Genomic DNA, 13,521 nt, shown 5'->3' with positions numbered 1-13,521 from the left:
TCTATTCTCAAGTGTAATATTTTATTCCAATCTATATTATACAACATATAATATAGTTTCAAAATCAGTTTGTCAAATACAAAAAAACTGACTAAAAGGTTTGATCCCTTTTAGTCAGTAAAAAATGGCTTCTCTTTGATTATTATTATAACAGTGGCATAATCCAATTCGTCCACATCCAACTTAGTGGCATAATAACGATCATCGCTGGTATCATGTCAGCTACTGGGAACATTTTCACGTTGATCATTCTAAAACCGGTAGCAACCATCAAGAATCCACCGCAAGCTTTAAAGTCTAAGATCATATCTGGTGTAGTCAATGGATAAATAAATTTTGCTAATAAGAACAAGATATAAAAAATAATGAATTGGGGAATCGCTACTACAGAAACGACATATCCTAAATTACATGCAAAAATTGCTGCTGTGAAAAAATCAAGGACAGATTTAGAAATCAAAATCGTACTGTCTCCAGTCATCCCAGAATCTAAGCTTCCATAAATCCCCGTACCACTTGCACAAAATAAAACAATGACCGTCACTAATGTGCTGATAAATTCATCGTGGGTCATACCAAGCTTTTCGCTAGGGAAGATTTTAGAAATAGGTACTTGCATCAACGCAGCACCCTTGTTTATCCCATTACCTAAATGAACAATCAGTCCAATCGCTGTTCCTATCACCAAAGCGAAAATAACAGCTGGCATATTTTTCATTGGCGCAATGGAATAGATCCCCATCCCCATCGAACACACACCAAAAACCATCGTCAGCTGCGCTTTAAAGTGTTCGCTTAATTTATTTCCTACTAATCCGCCAATTAGTCCGCCAAGCAAAACGGAACCTACATTGATCAAAACTCCAGTTGGCATCAAAAAAACTCCTCTCTTTCTCTATAAAGCGAAAATTATTACAGAAAATTTTCTGCAATCATTGCTTTCATTGCAAGAAAGATTGTACCAGACAGAGTAGGTTACACCAATTCATTTTTTGTGTTAAAGTATTCTTTATTGGAATAAGTAGGAGGAATATGATGGATATCCATAAATTTGAAGTTTTTCTTGATTTAGCCGAAACAATGAATTTCACCAAAACTGCTGAACGACAATTCACCACCCAAGGAAACATTTCTAAACAGATTCTTTCGTTAGAAACAGAACTAGACGTCAAATTATTCGAACGTGCCCATAGAAAAATCGAGTTGACCGAAGCTGGAAGCTTGTTGCTCCCTTATGTAAAAAATGTCGTAGAACAATACCATGCCATGCAAGAAGTGCTTGAAACCTATACGCAAGAAAACAATCTTTCATTAAATATCTTAACGATACCAACCATGATCAATTACCAAGGCTTTTCCAAAATTACCGAATTTTTGAAACGCCATCCTGAATTTACGGTCCAGTTGAAAGAAGTGGAAAGTATCGAACTGACTTACGACGATACAAATGAACATAGTGATACGATCCACTTTGCCAGGAGCTTCCAGGCCCCACCAAGTTCGATTGAGTGGCTACCTACTGAAACAGACGATTTTGTAGCAGTTCTGCCTAAAACCCATCCTTTAGCTGCTAAAAAGAAATTGGATCTAAGTGAACTGAAAAAGGAAAATTTTTTGGTTCTTGGCCCTACTACGAACTTGTATCAACCTGTGCTGAACTTGTGTCGCGAAGCTGGATTTGAACCGAGAATCTCTTATAAAGGATCTAGGATCGACTTGATCATCAATATGATTGCAAATGACATGGGGATTGCTATTGTTATGGAAAAAACAGTCAGAAATCTGTTAAAAGAAAATACTGTGATCCTCCCCATCTCTCCAACAAAAGAAAGTTATCTCGCATTTACGCGTAAAATCGGTGAACATTCTTTGGCTTCAGATACATTTTGGGAGTATTTGAGACAAGAAGAACACTAAGCCCTTCATTTTCTGTCTATCTATCCATCCAAAAAGAGAGCAACTCATGACTTTCGCTCTCTTTTTTGCATCATGTCTTTGTTTCAATGACACATCTATCATTTCTCGTATTTCAATAAGAAAGCAGCGATTTTATGCCTAAAGAACAGTAAGAACAAGCCACTAAATACAAAAAAATTGTCTAAAGAAAAATCTCCATCACCTACTCCTGCCCAAAATAGACCAAACACAAAAATCACACTTGATAAAATGGATTGAGCCCTCATCCCTGTTGCCATACTGCTGTAGGAACAAGTAAATTTGTTGTTTTATTTCTAGAAAGTCTAACAATAATCCCTCTGTCAAGATTAATTCTTTCTGCAATAATAATGGTAACCGCTGTGGCAATTATTGAAACTCCAATCCCAGGAAACAATGCAGCAACTGCTGCAGCCCCTCCAGAAAGAGCCAATTTTGCTGTAAAACTGCTCATATACAAATATTTTAAATCATTACTCATAGTAATTAGTCTATTTACACCAGCTCTTGTCTGAATTGATTGATAGGCTTCTTGCAATTCCTGACGTGTCCATATTAATTCTGGGTTATAACCTAATTTTTTGCATGTTCAACCACATCTTTAGCTGTGACGTTATCAATTTTTTCAATGTCTTCTTGAGAGATATCTTCAGATTTAACTGTGCCTTCTTCTTTAATAACTTGACTTTCAGCAAAAACAGTCATATTTTGCAAACCCACCGAGCTAAAGACAATAAACGACAAACCAGCTACAAAATATTTTTTCATGGAAGACTGCTAATTGTTTTTTTATTTTTATTTCCTATTTTTTCCATTCTTTATAAAAAAGCTTCTTCACAAAATTGTTCCTACCCGCCTTCATTATTCGTATTGCAAATAAGTACATTAACTTTTCCTTTTTCTTCTTCAACAGCCATCCTTTTTCCTTTTCACAAGAAAATCATAGCATTTAATTTGATAAATAATAAAAGTAAATAATAAAAAAACGTTTTAGATTCATAAACGTTAAATAACTAATCATATAAAAAATATTCATAATATAAAGGGTTAAACACAAATAAAATAACTTTTATTTTTAAAAAACACCCCCCTAAAAACTTTCAATAGAATTTTAGGGGGTTTTATTCTTTTTCCTATTGTTTACTTAACCGTATCATTGCTGTCGTTCCTACTCCTTCGATACTGCTATAATCAATACGTCCATCATGCAGTTCTAGAATTTTTTTGACCAGTGAAAGTCCTAGCCCATTCCCAGAAATTTGACGGCTTGTATCTCCTTGATAAAATTTTTCAAACATTCGATCTCTGGTCTCTTCATTCATTCCTACACCTGAATCGGTCACTTCCAGTACAATCTCTGTGGCTGTCTCAAATAGTTTGATATGAATCTGTCCATTGACTTGATTGTACTTTATGGCGTTATCCATGATATTCAACCACACTTGGTACAAAAACTCTTCATTGCCTGTGTAATTTACTGCAGCAAGTTCGATATCTAATTCTAGCTGTTCTTTCTCCCATTTAGGCTGCAAAAAAACGATTACTTCTCGGATTTGTTCATCTAATCGGTACTCTTTCTTTTCCAGTTGGATACGCTGGTTTTCCAGTTTGTTCAATTTTAAGATGTTCTCTGTTAATTGTGAAAGCTGCGTGATACTTTCGATAATCCGATATAAAAATATTTAGCGTTCTTCGTCAGAGAGATTTGGGGATTGTAACAATTGTACATATCCTTGGATCGTTGCTAATGGTGTTTTGAATTCATGGGATACACTGGACACAAAATCATTCCTCAATGTTTCGATACTATTGAGTTCTTGGACCATAACATTGAAATCTTTATACAGTTGCTGTACTTCTGCTACTTTCTGATGCTCATCCATTCGAATCGAAAAATCTCCCGTTGCTACCAGACTCATATTTGTCCCTAGTGCACTGATTGGATGCAGAATACGCCGCCCAACAAAAATCGATATTCCTGTACCCACGATCATACTGAACCCTGCAAAGACGAATAACGGGTATAGCGTTGGTTTTCCAGCCGATTCAGCAGGTGAGATAGAATGCCGAGACAATAAGAAAATAAAACCGAGAAAACACAGCAGTGTCACTAAGATCGAAATGAAGACGATACTAGCAAAATAGATCCATAATTGTGAAAATAGCTTTTTTTTCATCTTTAAATAACCGCCTTATAGCCTAATCCCCGTACTGTCATGATTTGAAAGTCTTCCGTCTGTTCAAAACGGGTCCTTAAACGTTTGATATGTACATCGATCGTTCGTTCTTCTGTATTCGTATCTAATCCCCAAATGTCATCCATCAACTGTTGGCGAGTGAAGATCTTATTGGGATAAGACAGTAATTTATACAGAAGCAGAAATTCTTTTTGAGGCAGAATCAACGAATGCTGATCTTGTAACACTGTATAAGTATCCAGCTCTAATTTTGTTTGTCCAATCATCAAGCTACTGCTGTAATTGATTTTTGAACGTCGAAGCAATGCTTCCACACGTAGGATCATCTCGTTGACATCGATGGGTTTTGTCATATAATCATCTGCTCCTAATTTGAACCCACGTTTCTTATCCTCAAAATCGGCCTTTGCCGTAATCATTAGAACAGGTGTGTCAAATCTGGTGCTACGTAATGAGTCTAGCAAGTCATAGCCATCCATTTTCAGCATCATGATATCTGTAATGATCAATTCTATACGTGTCGCTTCTAGTTTTTTCAGCGCATCCTCTCCATTCAGTGCAGTGATAACTGAAAAGCCCGCTCGTTCCAACACAGAACGGTAAAGCAACTGTAATTGCGGATCATCTTCTACTATTAAAATACGATTCATTGTTCTCCCTCTGTTTTTTGAAAAATTTCTAGATTTTTTCTTGCAGTTCATCTTCAGTTAACATTTATTTCGTATACTACGTTTATTGTTCTGGTATACTTATTAGTATACCGAATATTTCAATACGGGAGAAGGGTGATTATGCTTCAATTAAAAGATATAAAAAAATATTATAAAGTCGGCGAAACCACCACTAAAGCATTGGATGGTGTGTCTGTTGCTTTCAGACAAAAAGAATTCGTAGCGATTTTAGGTCCTAGTGGTTCTGGTAAAACGACTATGCTGAATGTGATTGGTGGACTAGATAATTATGATTCCGGTGATATGGTAATTAACGGAAAGTCTACTAAAGACTTCAAGGACAACGACTGGGATGCCTACCGAAACAACTCTATCGGGTTCATTTTTCAAAGTTACAACTTGATTGGTCATTTAGGCATTATTGAAAATGTTGAACTTGGGATGACATTAAGTGGTGTTTCTAAAGACGAAAAACGAAAACGGGCAGAAGATGCTTTGCATCGAGTCGGCTTGACAGATCATATGCACAAAAAGCCAAATCAGCTATCTGGTGGACAAATGCAGCGGGTAGCAATCGCTCGAGCGCTAGCCAATGATCCAGATATCCTTTTGTGTGATGAGCCAACTGGAGCTTTAGATACAGAAACAAGTATTCAGATCATGGAACTGATCCAAGAGTTATCGAAAGAAAAATTAGTGATCATGGTCACACATAATCCTGAGCTGGCCAATCAATATGCAGACCGAATCATTGAATTTTCTGATGGTAAAATCTTAACAGATTCCCATCCTCACATCGAACGACCAAAAGATGATCAATTTAACCTGCGCAGAACGAAGATGAGTTTTTGGACAGCGTTGAAGCTTTCTTTCAACAATATCCGAACAAAAAAAGGACGTACTTTCTTGACTTCCTTTGCTTCCAGTATCGGGATCATCGGAATCGCGATCGTCCTTTCCCTTTCTTCTGGTTTCCAAAAGCAAATCGATAACACACAAGCTGAAACAATGGCGAAATTTCCGATCACTATTTCTAAGGTAACGACTAACCAGACCCGTGACGATGCTGGATTGGGTGCAAGCAAAGCAGATTATCCAGACAGCAAAACGATCACAGCAAAAGTCAGCGAAGAAGACAAGGCACAGCATACGAATAAAATCGATCAAACATACGTCGATTATGTAACAGACATCGATCCTAATTTAAGTAATAATATTGGGTTTACTCGTACAACAGGAATCAATCTTTTACGTGATGTAAATGGCAAAGTACAGCCTGTCAGCTTCTCGAATCAAAACCCTGATGCGGAATCTCTTTCCTTGTCTAGCACGATGTCAGCAATGACAGGGGTGGGAGTGTCAAGTTTCCCTACACAGCTTGACACTAGTAAAGAAAACTTTTTAAAAGATAATTATTCTTTACTTGCCGGAAGTTATCCAGCCTCAGCAACAGATGTCGTGCTGATCGTAGACGGCAACAATAATACTAATATCAATGCATTGAAAAATCTTGGATTTGATGTGAAGGAAGACGAAAAACTTGATTTCGATGAGATCGTCGGTACAACATTCAAATTAGTAAACAACAATACTTACTATACAAAACTTCCAACTGGGAATTTTATCCCTAATACAGATTATGATGCGATGTATCAGAATGCTTCAGATGAATTAAAGATTTCAGGAATCCTACGGGTGAAGTCTTCTTCTACAATGAATCTCTTATCACCAGGAATCGCTTATAGTGATCAATTAACGACTCAAATCGTCAATGAAAACAAAGAATCAGAAATCGTCAAAGCCCAAAAAGACAGTGATGTAAATGTCTTAACTACTGAAAAAGTTGACGAAAGTACCAAACAAACATTGCTTAGTTATTTAGGTGGAGACAGCTTGCCTTCAAGTATCATGATTTATCCGAACAATTTTGAAGACAAAGAAAAAATCTTGGATTATTTAGATGACTACAATAAAGGCAAATCAGATGAAGATAAAATCATTTATACTGATTTAGCTGGAACGATGACTGAACTGACTGGCGGATTGATGGATGCTATCACTTATGTCCTCATTGCTTTTGCAGGGATCTCTTTAGTAACAAGTATGATCATGATCAGTATCATTACTTATACATCTGTGATTGAACGGACAAAAGAAATCGGTGTACTAAAAGCTTTAGGTGCACGGAAAAAAGATATCACTCGCGTATTTGACGCAGAAACGTGTATTTTAGGTATTTCTTCTGGGATACTAGGTGTGTTTATTGCCTGGCTAGCTACATTCCCTATCAATAGCATCTTGTACAGCATGACGGATCTAAAAAATGTTGCGCAACTAAATCCTGTCCATGCGATCATTCTAGTGATTGTCTCTACTGTATTGACGATGCTTGGCGGTCATCTTCCTGCACGAATGGCAGCGAAAAAAGACGCTGCTATCGCTTTGCGTGCAGAATAAAGCTATTCGTTTTTTCCGATTACTACAAAGGGTGGTGACAACAATTTTGTCACCACTCTTTTTTGCGAATAAACAGCTTTTCATAACCTCTCGATAAACGGCGTTCTCTTGCCAACTCCTCGGTCACAACCTCTGATTCACGGTGTTCCTGAAGTAACTTCTTCGGAAATAAGCCGAAATGTCACAAAAATTTGAGAAGCAATTTTCGTATATTCCTTCTTATTTCTTGAAGCTGACCACTTCTGTCACAACCTCTTGCCTATTTATAATTCTGGAATATGGTTTTCCCCTTTGAGCCACAGTTCTTGCGGTGTATATTTGTCTTTTCCATTTATGAATACTGTTCCATCTGCTTCAATCGTTACTTCAGTCCCAATCCACATATTAGTAGACAAAGCGAGAAGATTTTTTCTTTTTCCTCTTCCTTTTTTTCCAAATTGCAAGGCATCGGTTATCTCTTCTGTCCAATGAGATTTCACGTATTTTACTTCCCCGTTTTCAAATGTAACTTTCAAAATATTCGCTATATTTTCTACTTTTACTGCTTTAGGAAACGACTCCTCCATTTTTTTCACTTTCCTTCCATCAGCATTTAGTATGCGCTTTCTTATTGCTGTAAGTATATCATAGTTTATTCTATTAGCAAAAAACGTATTCATTCCATTAAGGAATATTTTATCAAACAAGTTGAATTGTTTTCCTCCTTTGCACCTTTTACTATAGATACGTAAAGACAACTAAGGAGGAATTTCTCATAACAGATCAACCGTATGATTTAAGAAAAGTCATCGAAGAACTAAAAACACTTCCAGGTCAATATCACGAAACAGATATTGAAATCGATCCTGAAGCAGAATTATCTGGTGTTTACCGTTATATCGGTGCTGGCGGTACAGTAAAACGTCCGACTCAAGAAGGACCAGCTATCACTTTCAACAATATCAAAGGTTTCCCCGGCACACGTGTGAACATCGGGACAATGGCTAGTCGTAAACGTGTAGGTGAAATTTTGCACCATGATTATCGAACACTTGGCCGTTTCTTGAAAGACGCTGTAGAAAATCCAATCAAACCTGTGAAAGTAGACAAAGCAGACGCTCCAGCACAAGAAGTCGTTCATCTAGCTACCGATGCAGACTTCGATATTCGCAACATTTTGCCTGCACCTACAAATACTCCTGAAGATGCAGGTCCATACATCACGATGGGTGTAGTCTTAGGATCAGATCCAGAAAAAACAATGAGCGATGTAACGATCCATCGTATGGTCCTAGAAGACAAAGATACGATCGGTATGTACATCATGCCTGGTGGACGCCACATTGGTCACTTCCAAAAACAATTTGAAGCATTGAATAAACCAATGCCTATCACTATCAATATTGGTTTAGATCCAGCAATTGCCATTGGTACGACTTTCGAACCACCTACCACTCCACTTGGCTACAACGAACTATGGTGTGCAGGAGCTTTGCGTAACGAACCTATTCAAATCGTTGATGGTGTAGCAGTCGATGAAGTGGGTATTGCTCGTGCTGAATTTATCATTGAAGCAGAAATCATGCCAAATGAAACAATGCAAGAAGATATCAACACGAACTCAGGAAAAGCAATGCCAGAATTTCCTGGCTATACTGGGGATGCTAATCCAGCTGTACAAGTAGTGAAAGTCAAAGCAGTTACTCATCGAAAAGACAATCCAATCATGCAAACAACGATTGGTCCAAGTGAAGAACACGTATCTATGGCCGGTATTCCTACAGAAGCAAGTATTCTTGCCTTGGTTGATAAAGCTATTCCAGGAAAAGTAGTAAATGTCTACAATCCTCCTGCAGGTGGCGGTAAATTGATGACCATCATGCAGATCCGTAAAGAAAACGAAGCGGATGAAGGTATCCAACGCCAAGCAGCTATTCTTGCTTTATCAGCCTTCAAAGAATTGAAGACAGTCATTTTAGTCGATGAAGATGTTGATATTTTCGACATGAACGATGTAGTTTGGACTTTCAACACTCGGTTCCAAGGAGATAAAGACGTCATTGTGATCCCAGGAATGAGAAACCATCCATTGGACCCATCAGAATTACCAGAATATAATCCTGGCTCTATTCGTTTCCGTGGGATGAGTGCAAAAACTATCTTTGACGGTACAGTTCCTTTCGATATGAAAGAACATTTTGTACGTGCAAAATTCCAAGAAGTAGAAGATTGGGAAAAATATTTGAAATAATGAATGATCTGCAACTGTTTTGACATCATAAAAAGGAGTGCGGAAAATGGAACAATTGGCACAACGGAAGAAAAAAATCGTGATTGGTGTAAGTGGCGCTTCGGGCACCATTTATGCCATCAACCTAGTGAAGAAACTAAAAGAATATCCGATGGTAGAAACACACGGAATCATCAGTCCATGGGCAAAACAGAACTTAAAGCTGGAATCCGATTTATCCCTAAATGAATTCGAAAGCCTGTTTGATTACCATTATTCAAACAAAGATCTAGGGGCTGCTGTCGCCAGCGGATCATTTTTGACCGATGGAATGATCATCGTACCGGCAAGTATGAAAACAGTCGCAGGTATCTCTGTTGGTTTAGGCGACAACCTGATTGCACGTGCTGCTGATGTAACAATGAAGGAGCAACGAAAGTTAGTCATTGTCCCTCGTGAAACGCCATTAAATGCCATTCACTTGGAAAACTTGACTAAATTAGCACGACTAGGTGTGCAAATCATACCACCGATCCCTGCTTTTTATAATCAGCCTCAAACGATCCAAGATCTTGTTGATCACCATACAATGAAACTTTTGGATCAATTTGGGATTGTAAATGAACATTCAAAACGTTGGCAAGGTGATTAATATGGAAAAAGAAACGATAGTTGAAGTAACAAAACTAGGTTTCACGATCCAAGCTGCTGTTAAAGTAATCGGTAAAGACTTATTGATTACTTTAACAGGCGGAGATACACCACATATCGGAACAGTCACTACATTTTCTCGTGATACAGAGATCCAAACTGTACGTTTCCCTAGCCACGATGGTCGTTTCCACAAAGACGATGTCTTAGCCGAAAAAATAGCTGTGATCATCAAAAATGCCGTTCCAGGAAGCTGTACAATCACTTCCGGTATCCATGTTGACCATATCTCCAATGCACAAATCAACGCTTCTTTTCCGATGTCAGAAGAGTTAGGTTACAAGATTTTAGATTGGTTGGAAAAAACAGATTTCCATATCAAAGAACCAGTTTATTATACAGATGGTGAAAAACCATTATGAAAGAAGAGGTTGTGACACATCTTTTGTCATAACCTCTTGTTTTTATTTTTGCTTCACTGTAACTACTACGATATCACCAATATCTTTTCCGATGTTTTTACGAATATCTTTTCGTAGTCCAAGGATATAGCAGACCGAACCATCTAAATTTTTCACGCCCATATTCACGATACTGCCTTCGTACGGCACATTGTCAAAAGTTGCTTGGACTTTCACTCTTCCAGCACCGAATTCTTCTCTTATATCATATGGAAAAACAATATATGCGCCACCCTTGCCGACTTCGGAAGCATAGATTTTTGATTCAAAAGAATAAGTTTTCCTCATTTTATTTCTCCTATTTTTTACATCTAGTATAGCAAAAAAAAAAGGAACTGCGACAAAAGTCTTGTCGCAGTTCCTTTTTTCGAATAAACGGTGTTCTCCTACCAACTCCTCGGTCACAAGTCACAATATTCAATATATTCAATAAACATGAGAAGCTGTTTTTTGAAATTGCTCCTTGTGACTCAGAGTGAAACGGCAGGCTCACGACCTCTTCCTTAAACGGTGTTCAAAAGCTTGCATCTACGGCACTAAGCCCAATCAGATGAAAAATATGGAGTGCTATTTTTATCTGATTGTTCTTATTGCTTGATGCAGAGCAGCTTTTTCACAACCTCCTACACGGTGTTCAAAATATTATTCGCCTTTTGCTTCTTTCACTAATTTCGCGAATGCTTGTTGTTGGAATTCAGCAGTTAAGGCTTTCGTACGTTGTTCTTGTTCTGCTTTGCTCATTTGCGGATTTTCAGTCATTGCTTTTACCATACCGTCTTGCACATAAGCTTTTGCTTCACTTTCCATCGTACTTTGCTGTTTCTTCACTAATTCAGCTAACTTGGCTGCTTGGTCCGTACTTAATTCTACCCATGTCTCTGGGATTTTGAATGTATTCACTCGGCTGTCATATTCGTGATTGTTATCAGCAATATTGAACCAGAATTTATACATATCGTTTTTGTATTCCCAATAAGTAGTTTTCGTCACTTTTTCAGCATCGCCGTCTGTCTTTTCTACTTTATTTGTTTCGTTATCCGTACCAGTTGCTTTTGGTTTCTCTTGTTTTTCATTCGTTCGGTAAAGATACACTTTTTCTTTTCCATTCCCTAAAGCTTTATACAAAAGCATATCTGCTCCTTGGGAATCAGCACTGGAAACAATTTTTTCTGTTTTCGTTTCCGTTACTTTTTCCATTCCAAAGTGATTGGACAAATTAGCGACGATCAAACTTAGTGAAGCGACGAAGAGTAGTCCGAAAATCAAAGATAAAAAGGTTTGCCATGTTTTTTTAGCGAACACGTTCGTTAAAGCAAAAGCAAGCAAGCTGACAATCAAAACTCCAATAATCATGCATTATCCCCCGCTTTCGTTAGAACAGGTTCTTTTTTCTTCAATAAAAAGGCAATAATAAAGCCAAGGATCCCAAAGATGATCGCTACGATAAACGCGGCATGGTAACCTGACAGTGTGGCATTAATTGCCTGATCTTTATAAGCTAATGGTGTATTGTCCAATACAGATTTGCTTGGGATATTTGCTTTTGTCACATTCGTCAACACACTGATCAAAATAGCTGTACCGATCGAGCTTGCAATTTGACGGAATGTATTATTTACCGCTGTCCCGTGACTGATCAAGTTATTTGGCAATGCATTCATACCAGAAGTCGTTACCGGCATCATGACCATGGAGATCCCAAACATACGGATCGCATAAAGGATCACGATATATAAAACTGGAGTCGTTTTTGTCAAGAAAGCAAATGGTGCAGTTGCGGCTGTCAAAATGAACATCCCTGTAATGGCTAAACGTTTCGCGCCGTATTTATCGAAAATCGCACCTGTAACAGGCATCATAGCCCCCATGATCAAAGCACCTGGCAACAACATCAAGCCAGAATGGAATGCTGATTCTCCGCGAATGTTTTGGATATACAACGGCACGACCATTTCTGCCCCTACCATCGCCATATTCGTTACACCAGCTAAAACAGCTGCAATCGTAAATGTAGATGATTTGAATACACGAAGCTCCAAGAATGGATGTTCCAAATGTAATTGACGCCATGAGAACAAGGCGATGAAAATCACACCAACGACTAAGAAACCAATTACTTTCAAGCTTCCCCAGCCATCATCACCTACACTAGAAAATCCATAAAGCAAACTACCGAATCCAATCGTTGACAAAATAGCTGATAAAATATCAATGCTAGGATTTGACAATGGAATAACACTTTTCATTAGGAAGAATGCTAAAACCAAGACAAGAACAACGATTGGCAGTACCATACCAAACAAGTCACGCCAATGGTAGTTATCAATGATGTAACCAGATAATGTAGGGCCTAAAGCAGGAGCAAGCCCAATAACGATTCCTGACATCCCCATTGCTGATCCTCTTTTTTCTGGTGGGAAAATAGACAACATGATATTTTGCAATAATGGCATCGATACTCCCACACCGCAAGCTTGGATCAAGCGACCGATTAGTAATGTACTAAAATTAGGTGCTGTAAAACAAGTAATCGTTCCGATCAAAAAGATCGTCATGGCAGAAAGATATAAATTTCTTGAACTGAATTTATTGATCAGCCATGCTGTTATTGGGATCATGATCCCGTTGACTAGCAAGAAACCAGTCGTTAACCATTGCACATCAGACGCTGAAATATCGAAAGCTTTCATCAATGTAGGAAAAGCTGTCGTCAATAAGGTCTGATTCAAAACGGTACAAAATGTACCAATTAATAAGACAACAACTAAAAGTGTCCGATTATATGGTTTTCCGTAAATATCTACGGGTTGGTTGTTACTCATATTTCTCCTTCTTTCTGAATTTTTTCTGAAACTACTAGAATACTTTAGTCCTAAATCCACCATTTGTCAACCTACTTGACACATTAGTTAATACAGATATAATTAAAGAAAGTAAGA

The 13,521-nt window shown here is 37.9% G+C and carries 13 protein-coding genes and 1 pseudogene; 5 read left to right on the top strand and 9 right to left on the bottom strand.

Going from position 1 to position 13,521, the window contains the following annotated elements; translation table 11 throughout:
- Positions 1-145: 145 nt before the first annotated feature.
- Entirely contained in the window at positions 146-874 is a 729-nt protein-coding gene (locus AB3I27_RS05425) for a DUF554 domain-containing protein (RefSeq protein ID WP_002293223.1), read from the bottom strand.
- Positions 875-1,035: 161 nt separating this feature from the next.
- Here AB3I27_RS05425 and AB3I27_RS05420 point away from each other — a divergent pair, with 161 nt between their 5' ends.
- A complete protein-coding gene (locus AB3I27_RS05420; RefSeq protein WP_002310764.1) occupies positions 1,036-1,917 on the top strand; it encodes a LysR family transcriptional regulator in 882 nt (293 codons plus the stop codon).
- 262 nt (positions 1,918-2,179) lie between these two features.
- Here AB3I27_RS05420 and AB3I27_RS05415 read toward each other — a convergent pair whose 3' ends face one another.
- The 4 genes and pseudogenes from AB3I27_RS05415 to AB3I27_RS05400 form a co-directional block, all read right to left on the bottom strand.
- Positions 2,180-2,473, bottom strand: coding sequence for a hypothetical protein (locus AB3I27_RS05415; protein ID WP_002310762.1), 294 nt, complete (start codon positions 2,471-2,473; stop codon positions 2,180-2,182).
- A gap of 35 nt (positions 2,474-2,508) precedes the next feature.
- Positions 2,509-2,703 carry a hypothetical protein gene (locus AB3I27_RS05410; RefSeq protein WP_002310761.1) on the bottom strand — a complete coding sequence of 65 codons (195 nt, stop codon included), beginning with the start codon at positions 2,701-2,703 and terminating at the stop codon, positions 2,509-2,511.
- A gap of 365 nt (positions 2,704-3,068) precedes the next feature.
- Positions 3,069-4,112, bottom strand: a pseudogene (locus AB3I27_RS05405) (ATP-binding protein).
- 2 nt (positions 4,113-4,114) lie between these two features.
- Positions 4,115-4,783 carry a response regulator transcription factor gene (locus tag AB3I27_RS05400; protein ID WP_104760306.1) on the bottom strand — a complete coding sequence of 223 codons (669 nt, stop codon included), beginning with the start codon at positions 4,781-4,783 and terminating at the stop codon, positions 4,115-4,117.
- A gap of 141 nt (positions 4,784-4,924) precedes the next feature.
- On the opposite strand from AB3I27_RS05400, the gene AB3I27_RS05395 reads away from it, so the two are divergent.
- The gene (locus tag AB3I27_RS05395) at positions 4,925-7,261 is read left to right on the top strand and encodes an ATP-binding cassette domain-containing protein (RefSeq protein WP_002345400.1); all 2,337 of its coding nucleotides are present in this window, start codon (positions 4,925-4,927) and stop codon (positions 7,259-7,261) included.
- 263 nt (positions 7,262-7,524) lie between these two features.
- Here AB3I27_RS05395 and AB3I27_RS05390 read toward each other — a convergent pair whose 3' ends face one another.
- Positions 7,525-7,827, bottom strand: a complete 303-nt coding sequence (locus tag AB3I27_RS05390; RefSeq protein WP_002312788.1) for a hypothetical protein — start codon at positions 7,825-7,827, stop codon at positions 7,525-7,527.
- A 188-nt stretch (positions 7,828-8,015) separates the two neighbouring features.
- On the opposite strand from AB3I27_RS05390, the gene AB3I27_RS05385 reads away from it, so the two are divergent.
- From AB3I27_RS05385 to AB3I27_RS05375, 3 genes are read left to right on the top strand one after another with little or no spacing between them, the layout of a single operon-like run.
- Complete coding sequence (locus tag AB3I27_RS05385) at positions 8,016-9,491, top strand: UbiD family decarboxylase (protein WP_047927977.1); 1,476 nt, start codon at positions 8,016-8,018, stop codon at positions 9,489-9,491.
- Between the two features lie 46 nt (positions 9,492-9,537).
- Complete coding sequence (locus AB3I27_RS05380) at positions 9,538-10,122, top strand: UbiX family flavin prenyltransferase (protein ID WP_002293209.1); 585 nt, start codon at positions 9,538-9,540, stop codon at positions 10,120-10,122.
- Between the two features lies 1 nt (position 10,123).
- On the top strand, positions 10,124-10,543 hold the full coding sequence (locus AB3I27_RS05375) for a hypothetical protein (protein WP_002310750.1): 420 nt from the start codon (positions 10,124-10,126) through the stop codon (positions 10,541-10,543).
- A 42-nt stretch (positions 10,544-10,585) separates the two neighbouring features.
- Here AB3I27_RS05375 and AB3I27_RS05370 read toward each other — a convergent pair whose 3' ends face one another.
- The 3 genes from AB3I27_RS05370 to AB3I27_RS05360 all read right to left on the bottom strand — a co-directional run bounded on the left by AB3I27_RS05370 (position 10,586) and on the right by AB3I27_RS05360 (position 13,404).
- On the bottom strand, positions 10,586-10,870 hold the full coding sequence (locus tag AB3I27_RS05370; protein ID WP_002310749.1) for a DUF1905 domain-containing protein: 285 nt from the start codon (positions 10,868-10,870) through the stop codon (positions 10,586-10,588).
- A gap of 354 nt (positions 10,871-11,224) precedes the next feature.
- Positions 11,225-11,935 (bottom strand): DUF4811 domain-containing protein, encoded by a 711-nt coding sequence (locus AB3I27_RS05365; RefSeq protein WP_002310747.1) that lies wholly within the window; start codon positions 11,933-11,935, stop codon positions 11,225-11,227.
- Positions 11,932-13,404, bottom strand: coding sequence for an MDR family MFS transporter (locus tag AB3I27_RS05360; RefSeq protein ID WP_002293204.1), 1,473 nt, complete (start codon positions 13,402-13,404; stop codon positions 11,932-11,934). The genes AB3I27_RS05365 and AB3I27_RS05360 overlap by 4 nt, the downstream gene beginning before the upstream one ends.
- Positions 13,405-13,521: the final 117 nt, after the last annotated feature.

The sequence above is a fragment of the Enterococcus sp. C46 genome, assembly GCF_040887565.1.
Classification (GTDB): Bacteria; Bacillota; Bacilli; order Lactobacillales; family Enterococcaceae; genus Enterococcus_B; species Enterococcus_B lactis.
Note: the sequence above shows the minus strand (reverse complement) of the source record. Positions and strands in the feature narration are given on the sequence as shown.